At 70.2% G+C, this 16,233-nt stretch carries 13 protein-coding genes; 10 read left to right on the forward strand and 3 right to left on the reverse strand.

The window, feature by feature from the left end:
• The first annotated feature begins 58 nt into the window (after positions 1-58).
• From ACFYMC_RS19225 to gatB, 8 genes are all read left to right on the forward strand, one after another.
• Positions 59-748, forward strand: a complete 690-nt coding sequence (locus ACFYMC_RS19225) for an SDR family oxidoreductase (RefSeq protein ID WP_388526445.1) — start codon at positions 59-61, stop codon at positions 746-748.
• Entirely contained in the window at positions 745-1,755 is a 1,011-nt protein-coding gene (locus ACFYMC_RS19230; RefSeq protein WP_388526447.1) for a methionine synthase, read from the forward strand. The genes ACFYMC_RS19225 and ACFYMC_RS19230 overlap by 4 nt, the downstream gene beginning before the upstream one ends.
• Positions 1,756-1,777: 22 nt before the next feature.
• Positions 1,778-4,036 (forward strand): NAD-dependent DNA ligase LigA, encoded by a 2,259-nt coding sequence (gene ligA, locus ACFYMC_RS19235; protein ID WP_388526450.1) that lies wholly within the window; start codon positions 1,778-1,780, stop codon positions 4,034-4,036.
• 287 nt (positions 4,037-4,323) lie between these two features.
• The gene (locus ACFYMC_RS19240) at positions 4,324-6,492 is read left to right on the forward strand and encodes a putative bifunctional diguanylate cyclase/phosphodiesterase (protein ID WP_388526452.1); all 2,169 of its coding nucleotides are present in this window, start codon (positions 4,324-4,326) and stop codon (positions 6,490-6,492) included.
• 391 nt (positions 6,493-6,883) lie between these two features.
• Entirely contained in the window at positions 6,884-7,180 is a 297-nt protein-coding gene (gatC, locus tag ACFYMC_RS19245) for an Asp-tRNA(Asn)/Glu-tRNA(Gln) amidotransferase subunit GatC (protein WP_046905390.1), read from the forward strand.
• 5 nt (positions 7,181-7,185) lie between these two features.
• Positions 7,186-8,685, forward strand: coding sequence for an Asp-tRNA(Asn)/Glu-tRNA(Gln) amidotransferase subunit GatA (gatA, locus tag ACFYMC_RS19250; protein ID WP_388526455.1), 1,500 nt, complete (start codon positions 7,186-7,188; stop codon positions 8,683-8,685).
• Positions 8,682-8,927 (forward strand): hypothetical protein, encoded by a 246-nt coding sequence (locus ACFYMC_RS19255; RefSeq protein ID WP_388526457.1) that lies wholly within the window; start codon positions 8,682-8,684, stop codon positions 8,925-8,927. The genes gatA and ACFYMC_RS19255 overlap by 4 nt, the downstream gene beginning before the upstream one ends.
• 73 nt (positions 8,928-9,000) lie before the next feature.
• Complete coding sequence (gatB, locus tag ACFYMC_RS19260) at positions 9,001-10,452, forward strand: Asp-tRNA(Asn)/Glu-tRNA(Gln) amidotransferase subunit GatB (protein ID WP_388526569.1); 1,452 nt, start codon at positions 9,001-9,003, stop codon at positions 10,450-10,452.
• Here the strand turns inward: gatB and ACFYMC_RS19265 are convergent.
• From ACFYMC_RS19265 to ACFYMC_RS19275, 3 genes are all read right to left on the reverse strand, one after another.
• Complete coding sequence (locus ACFYMC_RS19265) at positions 10,412-11,953, reverse strand: DHA2 family efflux MFS transporter permease subunit (RefSeq protein ID WP_388526460.1); 1,542 nt, start codon at positions 11,951-11,953, stop codon at positions 10,412-10,414. The two genes, gatB and ACFYMC_RS19265, sit on opposite strands and share 41 nt — an antisense overlap.
• A 91-nt stretch (positions 11,954-12,044) precedes the next feature.
• Positions 12,045-12,671 (reverse strand): GNAT family N-acetyltransferase, encoded by a 627-nt coding sequence (locus tag ACFYMC_RS19270; protein ID WP_388526462.1) that lies wholly within the window; start codon positions 12,669-12,671, stop codon positions 12,045-12,047.
• Entirely contained in the window at positions 12,668-14,761 is a 2,094-nt protein-coding gene (locus tag ACFYMC_RS19275; protein WP_388526465.1) for a penicillin acylase family protein, read from the reverse strand. Before ACFYMC_RS19275 ends, ACFYMC_RS19270 begins: the two co-directional genes overlap by 4 nt.
• A gap of 124 nt (positions 14,762-14,885) precedes the next feature.
• On the opposite strand from ACFYMC_RS19275, the gene ACFYMC_RS19280 reads away from it, so the two are divergent.
• Positions 14,886-15,617 (forward strand): siderophore-interacting protein, encoded by a 732-nt coding sequence (locus ACFYMC_RS19280; protein WP_388526468.1) that lies wholly within the window; start codon positions 14,886-14,888, stop codon positions 15,615-15,617.
• Between the two features lie 113 nt (positions 15,618-15,730).
• Positions 15,731-16,108: a signal peptidase I gene (locus ACFYMC_RS19285; RefSeq protein WP_388526470.1), complete on the forward strand. Its 378-nt coding sequence runs from the start codon at positions 15,731-15,733 to the stop codon at positions 16,106-16,108.
• Positions 16,109-16,233 lie beyond the last annotated feature (125 nt).

Here is a 16,233-nt window from a genome sequence, read left to right on the forward strand (position 1 = left end):
GCGCGAGCCGGTCACCGCGGCGCACGAGCACCCCGGCCCGGGTGCGAGCATGTCCGGTATGGCTACTCACCTGATCACCGGTGCCGGATCCGGCATCGGCGCGGCCGTCGCGCGGCGCCTGCACGCGCGCGGCGACGCGCTCGTACTGCTGGCCCGGGACGCCGCCCGCGGCAAGGAGCTGACCGCACGCTTCCCCGGCTCCCGGGCGCTCGTCGGCGACCTCGCCGACCCGGACCGGCTGTCCTGGGCCTTCTCCCACCAGGCGCTGCCGGACCGCCTGGACTCCCTGGTGCACGTGGCGGGGAACGTCGACCTAGGGCCGGTCGGCGAGCTGCGGCCCAAGACCTGGCACCAGCAGCTCAACGTGAACCTGATCGCCCCGGCCGAGGTCACCCGCCTTCTCCTGCCGAGCCTGCGGGCCTCGCAGGGGCAGGTCGTCTTCGTCAACTCCGGTGCCGGGCTGACCGCACACGCACACTGGAGTGCCTACGCCGCGTCCAAGCACGGACTGAAGGCGCTCGCCGACGCGTTGCGCGCCGAGGAGAAGCCTGCCGGTGTCCGGGTCACCTCGGTCTACCCCGGCCGCACCGCCAGCCCGATGCAGGCCAAGGTGCACTCCCAGGAGGGCAAGGAGTACGACCCGGAGCGTTGGATCGACCCCGAGTCGGTGGCCACCACCATCATCATGGCCGTGGACCTCCCGCGGGATGCCGAGGTCCACGACCTGACGGTGAGGCCGGGCCGGTGAACACCACTTCCGCCGTGCGCCGGTTCGGGACCGCCACCGGTGTCGGCTCCCTCCCCGGCGGTGACGCCCGGGAAGCCGCCAAGACCGTCACCGGCACCTTCGAGGACTTCCCGTACCTGTCCGAACTGCCCGCTCGCGGCCCGGGTGCCGACATGATCGGCCGCTCCATCGGCCTGCTGGTGGATCTCTACGCGCACGTGGAGCCGAGCGGTTGGCGGATCAGCGACCGTCCCGGCCGCGACACCCGCCGGGCCCGCTCCTGGCTGGGCGAGGACCTGGACGCCCTGGAGGAGTTCACTCAGGGCTACGCGGGGCCGCTCAAGGTCCAGGCAGTGGGGCCCTGGACGCTGGCCTCGGCCCTGGAGCTGCACGGCGGTGAGGCGTTGCTCCAGGACGCCGGCGCCTGCCGGGATCTGGCCGGTTCGCTCGCCGAAGGACTGCGCGAGCACCTCGCCGAGGTCCGCCGGCGCGTCCCCGGCGCCCGCCCGGTGCTCCAGATCGACGAACCCTCCCTGACGGCGGTGCTGCGGGGGCAGGTCAGGACCGCCAGCGGCTACCGCACCTACCGCGCGGTCGACCGGCAGGTGATCGAGGCAGCCCTGCGGGACCTCGTCGCAGTGGCCGGTGAAGCCCCCGTAGTGGTCCACTCCTGCGCGCCGGCGGTGCCCTTCGGTCTGCTCCGACGGGCGGGTGTGTCGGGAATCTCGTTCGATTTCTCCTTGCTCACTGAGCGCGAGGACGAGGCGGTCGGTGAGGCCGTCGAGGGCGGCACCACGCTCTTCACCGGAGTGGTGCCGGGTACTGACGCCGCATTGTCAGACCCTGCCGGTAGCGTCATGGGGGTCAGGACGCTTTGGCGCAGGCTGGGGCTGGCTCCGGGGGCTCTCGCCGAGTCCGTGGTGGTCACTCCGTCGTGTGGGCTTGCGGGCGCTTCGCCCGGATATGCCCGCGCGGCCCAGGCGCACTGCGTCAGGGCGGCGAAGTCGCTCGCCGACAACCCTGAGTGATGTGACTACGGGAGGACAGGGCATGGCAGCCGAACAGGGGCAGCAGCTTCAGCAGGGTCGACAGGACACGGTCCCCGCCGCGTTGCGCGAGCAGCACGCGCTGATCGCCGAGCAGGTCGAGGAGCACCGCTTCCGCTACTACGTGAACGCCCAGCCGGTCATCAGTGACGCGGACTTCGACCTGTTGTTGCGCCAGCTGGAGGCCCTGGAAGCGGAGCACCCGCAGCTGCGCACCCCTGATTCGCCCACCCAGAAGGTCGCCGGGCAGTACGAGACCGAGTTCACCTCGGTCGAACACCGCGAGCGGATGCTTTCCCTGGACAACGCCTTCGACGAGGAGGAGTTGGCTGCCTGGGCGGAGCGCATCGCCCGGGACGTGGGCGCCCCCGGCTACCACTTCCTGTGCGAACTGAAGGTGGACGGGCTCGCCGTCAACCTCACCTACGAGCAAGGCAGGCTGACCCGTGCCGCCACCCGTGGCGACGGCCGCACCGGCGAGGACATCACGCCCAATGTGCGGACCATCGCCGAGATTCCGCACCGTCTGCGGGGGGATAGGATCCCGGAGTTGGTGGAGATCCGCGGTGAGGTCTTCTTCCCAATGGAGGCTTTCGAGGAGCTCAACGCCCGGCTGGTCGCGGCCGGCGAGAAACCCTTCGCCAACCCGCGCAACGCCGCCGCGGGATCGCTGCGCCAAAAGGACCCCAAGGTCACCGCCACCCGACCACTGCACATGGTGGTCCATGGCATCGGGGCCCGCGAGGGCTTCGACATCGACAACCTCTCGCACGCGTACGAGCTGCTCCACGAGTGGGGCCTGCCCACCGCGCGGCACAACAAGGTCGTCGACTCCCTGGAAGGGGTCCGTGCGTTCATCGCGCACTTCGGTGAGAACCGCCATTCCGTGGAGCACGAGATCGACGGAGTGGTCGTCAAGCTGGACGAGATCCCGCTCCAGGGGCGGCTCGGCTCCACGGCTCGTGCGCCGCGTTGGGCCATCGCTTGGAAGTACCCGCCGGAGGAGGTCAACACCAAGTTGATCAACATCCGGGTCGGGGTGGGGCGTACCGGCCGGGTCACGCCGTACGCGCAGGTGGAGCCGGTGACGGTGGCCGGATCCGAGGTCGAGTTCGCCACCTTGCACAACCAGGACGTGGTCAGGGCCAAGGGAGTGCTCATCGGGGACACGGTGGTGCTGCGTAAGGCGGGAGACGTGATCCCGGAGATCCTCGGCCCGGTCGTGGACCTGCGCGACGGCACCGAGCGCGAGTTCGTGATGCCCGCCGAGTGCCCCGAGTGCGGGACGCCACTGGCCCCGGCCAAGGCGGGTGACATCGACTTGCGATGCCCCAATTCCCGCTCCTGCCCGGCCCAGTTGCGCGAACGCCTGTTCTATCTCGCGGGTCGCCGCTGCCTGGACATCGAGAACTTCGGTTACGTCGCGGCCGTGGCCCTGACACAGCCGTTGGAGCCCGCCGAGCCGCCGCTGCGCGACGAGGGCGACCTCTTCGGACTCACCGTCGAGGAACTGCTCCCCATCAAGTCCTACGTGCTGGACCAGGACACCGGCCTTCCCAAGCTCGATCCGAAGACCGGCGGCGCCAAGGTCGTCACCTTCTTCGCCAACCAACAGGGCGAGGCCAAGAAGAACACCCTGGCCATGCTGGAGAACATCCAGGCCGCCAAGGAGCGCCCGCTGGCCCGCATCCTGACGGGGCTGTCCATCCGCCATGTCGGGCCGGTCGCCGCGGAGGCGCTGGCCAGGGAGTTCCGTTCGATCGAGCGGATCGAGGCGGCCACCGAGGAGGAGCTCGCCGCCACCGACGGGGTGGGTGCGATCATCGCCGCCTCCCTCAAGGAGTGGTTCGCCGTCGACTGGCATCAGGAGATCCTGCGCAAGTGGCGGGCCGCCGGGGTCCGGATGGAGGAAGAGGGCGCCGGCGAGGACCAGGGGCCCCGGCCGCTGGAAGGGCTGACCGTGGTCGTCACCGGCACCCTGGTGAACCACACCCGCGACGGAGCCAAAGAGGCCCTTCAAACTCGCGGAGCAAAGGTCACCGGTTCGGTTTCGAAGAAGACCTCATTCGTCGTGGTCGGCGACAATCCCGGCTCCAAGTACGACAAGGCGATGCAGCTGAAGGTGCCGGTGCTCGACGAGAGCGGATTCGCACTGCTGTTGGAGCAGGGTGCTGATGCTGCCCGCGAAGCAGCCGTCCCGAGCGAACCTGCTGGCGAGGCGGCCACCAAAACCGAGGGCGAAGCGGTCGCCGTAGAGGAGTAGCGGGCCGGCGGGCGGGGCATCTCAGGGACGGGGCCCCATCGGCGAAAACCTGCGGGTGGGAGGGGGTCCTCGTCCGAACTCACCCGTTCAGCGGATACCTTACTGATGAGGAAGGCTGGGGCGCATTCGGGCAACCAACGCCGACTGCTGCCCCTGGGAGCCTCCTGCGGCCTAATGTTGAGGGGTGCGCTTGTCGTGCACGGCTGCGTGGTGTGTTTCCAGCTGTGATGGCATGACAAGGGGGCCATCGCGATGCATGGGCACCTCCGGCTGTGAGAGGGACGGGCATGAAACCCACCGAAAGCGCCGACCCGTCACCCGAGTTCTGCGGGGAGAGGCCGGCCCGAACGCTGGGCCGGATCGGCGCGCTGGCCGGCAGCGAATCCGGACCGGCGCCCAACAGGGCCCTCTCACCCCCTCGGTTGCTGCCCCTCGCCATCGTCGCCGGCGCCGCGTTGCTGCTCGCCGGAGGCGTACTGGCCGCACTCACCCAGGGACACGCGCTGTTTCCCGGCTCCACCGCCGGCTGGTGCCTGTCCCTCCTCACCGCGATCATCGTCTGCCACCTGGTGGCCCTGGGGCGTGAGCGCTGGTGGGGCGGCACCGGCTCCGGAGCCGCGCTCGTCCTGGGCGTGCTCCTGCTCTACGGCTGGGTTCCCGCCGGGCTGGTCAGCCTCGCCGTCGTCGCTCTCGTGGGAGCTGCCCGCAGGCACCGCTGGCGCCAGAGCCTGCTGCACGGCTCCGTCGACCTCGTCGGTATCGGTGCGGGCGCGCTGGTCCTGATCACCAGTGGCCAGATCCCAACCGTGGAAGATCCCTGGGAGCCCACCGAGTGGGGGATCGCCGCGGTGCCCGAGGTCGTCCTCGTCGCCCTCGCCTATCTGGTGACCACGCGCGCGCTGCTCTGGTTCGCCCTCGCCCCACGCCGGGACCGCCTGCCCACGGTGGCCCGCACCGCCTTCCTGCGCCAGGGTTTAGTCGCCGTCGCCCTGCTCGGCATCGCGCCGCTGATCTGCGTGGTCGCGGTGAGCCTGCCGGTACTGCTGCCCCTGTTCGCCGTTCCGCTGATCGCGCTCGACTCCACCTTGTGGATCGCCCGAGCCCGCGCTGAGGAACAACTGCGCGACCCCCTCACCGGCCTCCCCAACCGGCAGTGGTTGCTGGAGCGTGCCTGGAGCGCCCTGGACGAGGCAGAACGCGTCGGCAGCCGGTCGGCGCTGGTACTCATCGACCTGGACCGCTTCCGTGCGGTGAACGACACCCTCGGCCATCTGGCCGGTGACCGGCTCCTGCTCCAGATCGCCGAACGGCTGCGCAACGCACTGCCACGGGGAGCCGAGGCCGCCCGTCTGGGCGGTGACGAGTTCGCCGTGCTCCTGCCCACCGCCGATTCCACCACCAGCGCCCAGCGGGTGGCCCGCCACCTGGTGGCGGAGCTCAGCTCCCCCCTGGACCTGGACGGACTGACCCTGGTCCTGGAGGCCAGCGCCGGCCTCGCCGTCTTCCCCGACCACGCGCTGGACGCCGAAGGGCTCTTGCGCCGTGCCGATGTGGCGATGTACCAGGCCAAGCGCGACCGCACCGGTGTCGAGGTCTACGAGTCCAAGCGGGACAGCAACACCCCCGACCGGCTCGGCCTCCTCGGTGACCTGCGGCGGGCCCTGGACGCGGGCGAGGTGGAGCTCCACTACCAGCCCAAGGTGCAGTTCGACGGTCATGTGGCCGGCCTGGAGGCGTTGGTGCGCTGGGTGCACCCCGAGCGCGGCCGGGTCTCCCCGGACGAGTTCATCGCCATCGCCGAAACCTCCGGGCTGATGCCCCACCTGACCGAGTACGTCCTGGAGACCGCTCTCGCCCAGGTCGCCCGCTGGAGGGCACAGGGACTGAAGGTCCCGGTCGCGGTCAACGTCTCCCCGAGGGACGTGCACACTCCCGGGTTCGCGGGCGCGGTGGCCGCTCGGCTCGCCCGGCACGGGGTTCCAGCCGGTGCCCTCCAGTTGGAAATAACCGAACACGTGCTCCTCGAAGACCCGCAGAAGGCCGCCGACACCATGGCCGGACTCACCGGCCACGGCGTGAAGATGTCGCTGGACGACTTCGGTACCGGCTACTCCTCGCTGGTGCACCTGCGTCGGCTCCCGGTCAGCGAGCTCAAGATCGACCGGTCCTTCGTGGCCCGCCTCGCCGTGGACTCCCAGGACGCCGAGATCGTGCGCTGCACCGTCGACCTCGCCCACTCCCTCGGACTGCTCGTCGTCGCCGAGGGCGTGGAGGACGACGAGACCTGGGAGCGACTGCGTGACCTCGGCTGCGACGCCGTCCAGGGCTGGCTGGTGGCCGCCGCCATGCCACCAGCAGAGGCCACGGCCTGGCTCCGGGCCCGCGGTGAGCGTGGCTGGCGCCGCCCGGCCGACATCACGGCGGAGCTGGCTGCCTCCGAGACGCCCTCCCCGTGACCGCGTGCCGCGCAGCGGTCCTCCACGCCCCACGTTGAGTCCTCTTCCCGGCAGGCGCCGCCGGAAGCTCATCGTGGGGTGTGCGTCGTCGAGCAGAAGCGGCGCGAGGTGCCGGCCCCGTTCCGGCGGTGGCCAACCGCACTGATCCGCCCGCCCGGAGTCCCGTTACCGGCACCGGTCGCGGCCCCTTCCGCAACCGCCTTCGAACGGGTTCCGGTTGGGCGTCGCGCGCGATTTCCTGACCGTCCCGAGGTGGCCCCCCACCGTCCCTGGTCGCGGTTGTCCGCCGTGGCCGGGGACGGTCTTCGCCCGCCGTTTCGTGGCCGGGGCCCCGGTCCCCATAAGATTGGGCGCGAAACCTACACGCTCACCACCCCCAGAGGATCGCTGCATGCCTGGCATCACGCGCGAGGAGGTCGCCCACCTCGCTCGGCTGGCGCGTCTGGAGCTGGCGGACGAAGAGCTCGATCACTTCGCCGGTCAGCTCGACGACATCATCGGCGCGGTCGCCCGCGTTTCCGAGGTCGCCGACCAAGACGTCCCGCCGACCTCCCACCCGCTGCCGCTGACGAACGTCATGCGCGCGGACGAGGTCCGTCCGTCGCTCACCCCCGAGCAGGCGCTTTCCGGCGCTCCCGCCCAGGAGCAGCAGCGTTTCAAGGTGCCGCAGATCCTGGGGGAGGACTAACAGCCATGACGGACCGCAACATCATCAAGCTCACGGCCGCAGAGATCGCCGAGAAGATCGCTTCCGGCGAGCTCACGGCCGTCGAGGTCACCGAGGCCCATCTGGCCCGCATCGAGGCTGTTGACGAGAAGGTCCACGCCTTCTTGCACGTCGACCGGGAGGGGGCCCTCGCGCAGGCCGCCGCCGTGGACGCCAAGCGCGCCGCCGGTGAGGAGCTCGGCCCGCTGGCCGGCGTCCCGCTGGCCCTGAAGGACATCTTCACCACCCAGGGGATCCCGACCACCGTCGGCTCCAAGATCCTGGAAGGCTGGATCCCGCCCTACGACGCGACCCTGACGCGCAAGCTGAAGGAAGCCGACGTCGTGATCCTCGGCAAGACCAACATGGACGAGTTCGCCATGGGGTCCTCGACCGAGAACAGCGCCTACGGCCCGACCGGCAACCCGTGGGACCTCACCCGCATCCCCGGCGGCTCCGGTGGAGGCTCCTCGGCGGCCCTGGCCGCCTATCAGGCCCCGCTGGCCATCGGCACCGACACCGGCGGCTCCATCCGCCAGCCGGCGGCCGTCACCGGCACGGTCGGCGTCAAGCCCACCTACGGTGGCGTCTCCCGCTACGGCATGGTGGCCTTCTCCTCCTCCCTGGACCAGGGCGGGCCGTGCGCCCGCACCGTCCTGGACGCCGCCCTGCTGCACGAGGTGATCGCCGGCCACGACCCGTTGGACTCGACCTCCATCGACGCGCCCGTCCCGCCGGTCGTCGAGGCGGCCCGCAACGGCTCGGTCGCCGGCATGCGGGTCGGGGTGGTCAAGCAGTTCGCGGGTGAGGGGTACCAGGCCGGTGTCGTCCAGCGGTTCAACGAGTCGGTGGAGCTCCTCAAGGAGCTCGGCGCCGAGATCGTGGAGCTGGACTGCCCGTCCTTCGACCTGGCGCTCTCCGCGTACTACCTGATCGCCCCCTCCGAGTGCTCCTCCAACCTGGCTCGCTTCGACGCCATGCGTTACGGCCTGCGGGTCGGTGACGACGGCACGAAGTCCGCCGAGGAGGTCACCGCCCTCACCCGTGAGGCCGGCTTCGGGGACGAGGTCAAGCGCCGCATCATGCTCGGTACGTACGCGCTCAGCTCGGGCTACTACGACGCGTACTACGGCTCCGCCCAGAAGGTCCGCACGCTCATCACCCAGGACTTCGAGAAGGCCTTCGAGAGCGTCGACGTGATCGTCTCTCCGACGACCCCGACCACCGCCTTCCCGATCGGTGAGCGCGCCGACGACCCGATGGCGATGTACCTCGCGGACCTGTGCACCATTCCGACCAACCTGGCCGGCAACGCCGCCATGTCGCTGCCCTGTGGCCTGGCGCCCGAGGACGGTCTCCCGGTCGGACTGCAGATCATCGCCCCCGCCATGAAGGACGACCGCCTGTACAGGGTCGGCGCCGCCGTCGAGGCCGCCTTCAACTCCCGCTGGGGGCACCCGCTGCTTGAGGAGGCTCCGTCGCTGTGACCGGTAGTGCACTGAGCAAGGCCAAGGGCTTCAAGAAGTCGAAGTCCGGAACGTACCTGTCGATCGGCACCACCGCCTTCGGTGCCATCAGCGTGATCAAGCAGGCCCGCAAGGCCCGCAACGAGCACGACGTGCTCAAGCTCGTCGACGCCGCCGTGTCCGCCGCCGCCATCGTCACCGGCCTCGCGATCCTGTATCGCGAACTGAAGCGCCTGGGCGACGACGACGTCCTGCTGGGCTGAGAGGGAAAGTTTCACCGTGACCGTCACCGAACTCCTGTCGTACGACGCGGCGCTCGCCGTGTACGACCCCGTCATGGGCCTTGAGGTCCACGTCGAGCTCGGCACCAGGACCAAGATGTTCTGCGGCTGCTCGACGTCGCTCGGCGCGGAGCCGAACACCCAGACCTGCCCCACCTGTCTCGGCATGCCCGGCTCCCTGCCGGTGGTCAACGCGATCGGCGTGGAATCCGCCGTCAAGATCGGTCTCGCGTTGAACTGCGAGATCGCCCAGTGGTGTCGTTTCGCCCGGAAGAACTACTTCTATCCGGACATGCCGAAGAACTTCCAGACCTCTCAGTACGACGAACCGATCGCCTTCAACGGCTATCTGGATGTCCAGCTGGAGGACGGCGAGGTCTTCCGCGTGGAGATCGAGCGGGCCCACATGGAGGAGGACACGGGCAAGTCCACGCACGTGGGCGGTGCCACCGGCCGTATCCACGGCGCGTCCCACTCCCTGCTGGACTACAACCGTGCCGGCATCCCGCTGATCGAGATCGTCACCAAGCCCATCGAGGGCGCGGGCGAGCGGGCACCCGAGGTCGCCAAGGCCTATGTGGCCGAGCTGCGGGAGCTCATCAAGGCGCTGGGCGTCTCCGAGGCCCGCATGGAGATGGGCCAGATGCGTTGCGACGTGAACCTGTCGCTGCGCCCGAACGGAACCGAGAAGTTCGGCACCCGTTCGGAGACCAAGAACGTCAACTCCCTGCGCTCGGTGGAGCGGGCGGCCCGGTACGAGATCCAGCGGCACGCCGCGGTCCTCCAGTCGGGCGGCACGATCATCCAGGAGACCCGTCACTTCCACGAGGAGGACGGCTCCACGACGTCCGGCCGGGTGAAGGAGGAGGCGGAGGACTACCGCTACTTCCCGGAGCCCGACCTGGTGCCGATCGCCCCGGACCGGGCCTGGGTCGAGGAACTCCGGGCCACCCTGCCCGAGCTGCCCCGGGTGCGCCGCAACCGGCTGCGCGAGGAGTGGGGTGTCAGCGAGCACGACATGCAGTCGATCCTCAACGCCGGTGCCGTCGACCTGATCGTCGCCACCATCGAGGAAGGCGCCGAGTCCGCCTCGGCCCGCAAGTGGTGGATGGGCGAACTCGCCCGCAACGCCAACGAGCAGGGCAAGGGTCTGGACGAGCTGGGCATCACCCCGGCCGCCGTGGCCCGGGTGGCCGCGCTGGTCGCCGAGGGTTCGCTGAACGACAAGCTGGCCCGTCAGGTCATCGAGGGCGTCCTCGCCGGCGAGGGCACCCCCGACGAGGTCGTCGACCGCCGTGGCCTGAAGGTCGTCTCGGACGAGGGCGCGCTCGGCGCGGCCGTGGATGAGGCCATCGCGGCGAACGCGGCCGTCGCGGACAAGATCCGTGGCGGTAAGGTCGCGGCCGTCGGAGCGCTGGTTGGCGCGGTCATGAAGACCACCCGCGGCCAGGCCGACGCCGCTCGTGTCAAGGAGCTGATCTTGGAGCGCCTGGGCGTCGAGGGCTGACCCCGTCACCGGCAGACGGTCCAGGGCGCCCCGCACCGGTGAACAACCGGTGCGGGGCGCCCTGGCGCGTTGCGGTCGACGCGGTGGGGTCGGCCTCGGTGACCGGCCGTAGCCCGGACAGCCGGGTGGCGGCGAGGACCGCCAGCGACATGAGCGCCACGCCGCAGCCGAAGGTCCAAGGGAAGGACCCCGTGGTGGTCAACAAGGTGGCCATCAGTGCGGTGCCGACGGAGGCGGACAGCTGTTGGACGATGTTCATCGTCGTGGTGGCCGCCGGTACGTCCGCGTTGCTGAACGAGCGGGTGGCGGCGGTCATGTTGGGCATCATCGTGAATCCGATTCCCGCGCCCATCAGGCACAGCGAGCCCACCAGCCGCCACAGCGGGGTCTGCGGGCCTACCTGTGAGGCGAACAGCGCGAAGCCGGCTACGGCGGTGCTCACCCCTGGGAGCACGATCCAGCGAGGCGGTAGCCGGTCGGCCAGTCGGCTGGCGATCTGCATGCAGGTTCCGGTGACCAGGGCCTGCGGGATGGCGAGCAGACCGGCCTCGCTGGGGCTCAGGCCGCGAGCGCTCTGCCAGTACAGCTGGAAGAGCATCATGGAGCCGAAGTAGGCGCTCACCACGGGGAACTGGACGAAGACGGAGCGGCTGAGCGCGCTGTGTCGCAGCAACCTCAGGTCGATCAGCGGCTGTGTGGTGGTGAACGCCCGTCGGACGAAGCAGCCGATGAGCGCCGCGCCGAGCAGCGCCGGCAGTTGGGCCTGCGGGGCGAGGAAGTCCGCGCGTCGCGCTCCTGTGGAGAGTCCGTAGATGAGCAGGGCCAGACCGGGGGAGAGCATCAACAGGCCCGGCAGGTCAAGGGTGGTGACCCGCCGTCCGCTCCCGGGGCCGTCCGGCCGAAGGACGCGTGCGCTCAGCAGGAGTGCCAGCAGCCCCACCGGGACGTTGACGAAGAAGATCAGCCGCCAGGTGAACGCGTCCACGAACCACCCGCCGAGGACCGGTCCGGCGATCGGGCCGATCAGCACCGGCAGTCCCATGAGCCCCATCATCCGCCCTTTGTGGGCGGGGTCGGAGGCCCGCAGCACCATGGTCATGCCGACCGGCATCAACATGCCGCCGCCCAGGCCCTGCAGGACGCGGAAGGCAATCAGAGAGTGGACGTCCCAGGCCAGGCCGCTGAGGGCGGAGCCGAGCACGAAGAAGCAGAGCGCCGTCAGGTAGAGGGGTTTGGTGCCGAAGCGCCCCACGGCCCAGGCGGTCACCGGGATCACGGAGGCGAGCGAGAGGGTGTAGGCGGTGGCGATCCAGGCGACTGTGGACAGTGGGGCGTCGAAGGTCCGTGACAGGTGGTCCATGGCCACGTTGACGATGGTCATGTCGAGCACGGTCATGACCGTGCCGAGGATGACGACGGCCGCGACCGCCGTGGCCCGTAACGGCGCCTTGGCTCCGACGGCGGGAGCGGCCTTGCACGCGGCGGCAGGAGGGTTCGCCATGGTTGTCAAACTAGCGCCTGTGAATCGCCAACAGCCTTTTGATGCAACGCAGTTGCACGGGGGCAGTTGGCTACCTGCGCCTTGGGTGGGGTCAGGGCGCGGCCATGACCCTGGAGCGGTCCAGGAATCCCAGCACGGCGGTCTTTGCCGGTAGGTACACCTCCGGGAGGTCCACCTCCGGCAGTTCGATCTCGCCCTGCACCTCGAAGCCGATGCGGCGCAGCAGCGAGATCGCCTTCTCGTTGGCCGCGTCGGGTTCGGCAACCAACCGACTGGCGCCGTCCGAGAAGGCGAAGGTCATCAGGGCCGACACCAGCGTGCGACTGAAGCCGGGCCGCGGGCGCCCGCTGACCGGCCCGAGCATCAAATGGACGCCGAGGTCACCCTTGCGCACCGGGTAGCACTCGCTGATCCGGTCCTCCTCGGGCTGGTAGGTCTGGAACAGCGCGACCGGCTCCCCGTCCCGGTGGACCAAGAAGGCGTGGTGGGTGGTGCGACGGTCGAGGTCCTCGTAGATCTCCCGGACGACCTCCTGCGTCAACTCGCGCATCCCCCAGAAGGCGGCCCGGTCCTCGCGGACCCAGGAGTGCAGCAGTGGTGAGTCGACGGCCGGGTCGACCGGGGTCACCCGTATGGTCCCGAAGTCCTCGATGTGGCGGACGTGTACGGGTTCGCGGGGGGCACCGGACCCGGGGGCGGTGGCGGGGGAGTGATTCATCGGGGGTCCTCCTTGGTGAGCTGGGACCAGTCGGTGGTGACCGGGAGGAGTTCGCCGTCCACCCACTGGCTCATCTGGTCGCGGTGGTGCGGGTGGCCGGGGATGCCCGAGGCGCCCAGCGGCACCACCCATCGGCTGTTCTCCCGCCGGTGGAGGTCCCAGACGAAGCGCGCGGCCGGTCCTCGGGCGCTGAGGTCCGTGACGCCGGGGACCGAGGAAGTGCACAGGACACAGTCGTGGTCTCCCGCGAGTCCGGGCCAGTCGGGGTCCGCTTGAGGCAGGGCCTGCCAGGCCGCGAGGCGGTGCACTTGCGCCCAGGGCGCGGGTTCGTCGGGGCGGGCGGCCACCTCCTCCAGTGCCGCGCGGACATGACCGGCGCGATCCAGCTCCGGCAGCGCCCCGGTGGTCAGGATTCCTTCGAGGGCGTAGCCGATCCGCGGGAGGAGGTGCAGCCAGGGTAGGAACACCGGGTGGCCGACAGGCGGTTCGGTGAGGTGGGTGAAGGCGGGGTCGGAAGCCAGGGCGCGCACTACGGCCGAACGCAGCGCCGAATAGCAGGTGGCGTCGGTGGAGTCGGCGGCCATCATCTGGTCCCAGTCCAGCAGCCTTCGACGCAGCGACTCGGCTGCGGGGGAGAGTCCGTCGAGTGTGGACACCACGGACAACAGGGCTTGCGCGGAGCCCAGATGGGTGTCGGTCAGAATCGGTTCCATGTCATCGGGGGACCAAAGGGACCGGGAGTCCAGCAGTTCGCTGATCCGGTCGGCTCGGTGCGGCGGAGCGAACTCGATGCCGAGCGGGGCGGCGATTCCGCGCTGGTTCGCCATCACGGCCACGTCCCGCACCTGCGTGCGCGGGCTGTCGGCCCAGCCGTGCCAGCGGTGCTCGCCCTCCCAGGCTGGGACCGGGCGCAGCCGGTTGGCGGCGTGACGCAGCGGGACGGTGCCCGCGATCCGGTGCAGCAGGCCACCGCTGGTGTCGGCTGCCTGCACGACGTTGACGGGTTCCGCCCAGTGGTCGAAGGCGCGATCGACGTCGGCCACGGTACGGGCGCGCAGCAGGGCGGGCAGCGCGGCGAACCCGAGATCGGCCCGGACCCGTGGCGGGTAGCGCAGGGTCAGGGCCTCGCCTGGACGGCCGCTCTCCGTCTCGTCGGCGATCACCGGGCCGCGCGCCGTCTCGATCACCTCGATCTCGATCGCGTCACCCCCTGCCACCTCGATGGTCTCGGTGTGCCACTCGGCCGCCTCCCAGGCTCCGTCCGGTCCCAGCGCCTCGATGAGGGGCGGTCCGGGGGGCGTGCCCGCGCCGGTGGGCCGGTTCGGGTTGCGGCGTAGCCGTTCCCGGTAGAGGTCCTGGAAGTCGGCCATGGCGTTGGTGATCGCCCAGGCGACGGTGCCGGTGTGGCCGAAGTGGGCGAGGCCGGGGACTCCTGGGACGGCGAGGCCGAGGACGTCGTACTGAGGGCAGGACAGTCGTATCTGTTGGTAGACGCCCGGGTCTTCGATGAAGCGGTGGGGGTCGCCGGCCAGCAGGGCTGATCCGCTCGTGGTGCGGTGGCCGGGGATCAGCCAGCCGTTGGAGCCGGCCACCGCCGGGCCGTCGGTGGCGAAGAGGTCGATGAGCTCCTCGCCGAGGGTGGCCGCGACCCGGTCGCGCCACAGCTTGGTGGGGAAGCCGGCGAAGAGGATGTGCGTGGAGATCCAGATGCCTAGCGGTACCCAGGGCTGCCAGGGTGTGGGAGTGAGATCGGTCTCGGCGAAGCGGGGGTCCAGGTGTGCCGCCCCGGGCAGGGCATCGTTGACACCGTCTACATAGGCCTGGAGCCAGTCGGCCGTTTCGGGGTCGAGGGCGGCGTGACACCGTCGAGCGGTGTCCGCGAGACGCGCCTGGCGGGCGAACCGGTCCCAGGCGACGGACTCGGGGCCGAGGAAGGCGGCGGTGGCGCCCTGGGCGCGGTGGCGTTCCACTTCGAGCTGCCAGGCGCGGTCGAGCGCGGTGATCCGGCCCTGGGCCCGGGCCAGCTCACGTGGGTTGGGCGCGGAGAGATGCGGGACGCCCCAGTCGTCTCGGTAGACCTCGAAGCTCACACTACTCCCCAGACGCATTAGGTTAGGCTGACCTAACTATAAGGTGATCGAGTGTGTGGGTCGCAAACCCACCGGCTGATCGAAGCCGGCGGTGGGCCTGCTGGTACGAAGGGTGGGGCGGACGATGAGTGGTCATGGCTGGGAGGGCGTGGTCCTCAAGCTGATGCGCGGCAAGGACTTCGTGTTGACCGTGACGGGAGCCGAGCAGGTCACCGAGACCTACCGCCGGATCCAGCTGTCGGACGGTGGGCTGCTCGCCGCGGCGGGTGCGTCCGTGCACCCCACCATGTGGGTTCGGTTGTGGTTCCAGCACGCGGGCAAGCCGCACCAGCGGGCGTACACCCTGGTGGACCCCGACCCGGAATCCGGTACCTTCGCCCTCGAATTCGCCCTTCATGAGGGCGTGGCCAGCGACTGGGCGCGCAGAGCCGAGCCCGGGGACACCATCGAGGCCACCGTCCAGGGCACCGGATTCACCGCCCCGCGGCCCGCTCCCCGCCGACTCCTGGTCATCGCAGACCCCGCCTCGCTGCCCGCCGTCAACTCGCTGCTGGACGCCTACCCCTCGACGGAGGCGACCATCTGGTTCGAAACCCAGTCCCAAGCGGACGAGGAACTGCCCATGCGGCTGGACCCCGCACGCCATGAGGTGCGCCGAGTGCCACGGGGAGACGGCGCGGCCCTGGTGGCGGCCGTGCGGGAGGAGGCGCCGAAGTTCCTGGAAAACCCGGGCGAGGCGTATGTCTGGCTCGCCTGCGAGGCCGCGACCACCCGCACCCTGGCCGCGTTCCTCCGCAAAGAACTCGCGCTGCCCAAGAGCCGGATCAACGCCCTCGGCTACTGGCGAGCCGCCTGAGGTCACTGGCGCCCGGGGGCCTGCCCCGGCCTGGGCGGGGGCAGGGCGAACGTAGTCGGCGGCTTTGACGGGGGTGGGGTGTGGGCCGGGGCGGCGGCCCTTAGTCTGCGGCCATGAGTGAAGATCGCCCCGAGGGTGTGTACGTCGGCAATGCGGGCCGGGACGCCGTCCTTGATCGCGGCTGGCTGCTCGGTCACTTCAAGGACCCCGAGGATCCCCGCCACAGCACGGACGTGGAGATCAAATGGGGTTTGCACCCGAGGGGTGACGAGCGGGCCGACTGGGTCCGCGGCGAGGAGCGGACCGCCCTGCAGGTGCTGATCAGTGGGCGGTTCCGGGTCGAACTTCCCGGCCGCAGCGTGGTCCTCGCCGAGCCGGGTGACTACGTGGTGTGGGGTCGCGGAGTGGATCACTCCTGGTTTGCCGAGGAGGAGTCGGTGGTGCTCACCGTCCGCTGGCCGTCCGTGCCGGGGTACGGCGTCGAGGGCTGAGCGGCCGAGAGCCCCTGCGGGTTCGGGGTGCAAAGCCCCTTTGATGTGCGGTTCCTGTGACTCTGCACACGAAAGGGGCAATTGATCATGTTTGCCTGCCATCGTGGCAGAAACCGGCAGCTCCG

The sequence above is a fragment of the Streptomyces sp. NPDC006879 genome, assembly GCF_042869595.1.
GTDB lineage: Bacteria > Actinomycetota > Actinomycetes > Streptomycetales > Streptomycetaceae > Streptomyces.

Excerpts from the sequence above, each read along its gene's own strand:
- ACFYMC_RS19240 (WP_388526452.1), top strand. The coding sequence starts at position 4,324 with ATGAAACCCACCGAAAGCGCCGACCCGTCACCCGAGTTCTGCGGGGAG.
- ACFYMC_RS19285 (WP_388526470.1), top strand. The coding sequence starts at position 15,731 with ATGAGTGAAGATCGCCCCGAGGGTGTGTACGTCGGCAATGCGGGCCGG.
- gatA (WP_388526455.1), top strand. The coding sequence starts at position 7,186 with ATGACGGACCGCAACATCATCAAGCTCACGGCCGCAGAGATCGCCGAG.
- gatB (WP_388526569.1), top strand. The coding sequence starts at position 9,001 with ATGGGCCTTGAGGTCCACGTCGAGCTCGGCACCAGGACCAAGATGTTC.
- ligA (WP_388526450.1), top strand. The coding sequence starts at position 1,778 with ATGGCAGCCGAACAGGGGCAGCAGCTTCAGCAGGGTCGACAGGACACG.
- ACFYMC_RS19270 (WP_388526462.1), bottom strand. The coding sequence starts at position 12,671 with ATGAATCACTCCCCCGCCACCGCCCCCGGGTCCGGTGCCCCCCGCGAA.
- ACFYMC_RS19265 (WP_388526460.1), bottom strand. The coding sequence starts at position 11,953 with ATGGCGAACCCTCCTGCCGCCGCGTGCAAGGCCGCTCCCGCCGTCGGA.
- ACFYMC_RS19280 (WP_388526468.1), top strand. The coding sequence starts at position 14,886 with ATGAGTGGTCATGGCTGGGAGGGCGTGGTCCTCAAGCTGATGCGCGGC.
- ACFYMC_RS19225 (WP_388526445.1), top strand. The coding sequence starts at position 59 with ATGGCTACTCACCTGATCACCGGTGCCGGATCCGGCATCGGCGCGGCC.
- gatC (WP_046905390.1), top strand. The coding sequence starts at position 6,884 with ATGCCTGGCATCACGCGCGAGGAGGTCGCCCACCTCGCTCGGCTGGCG.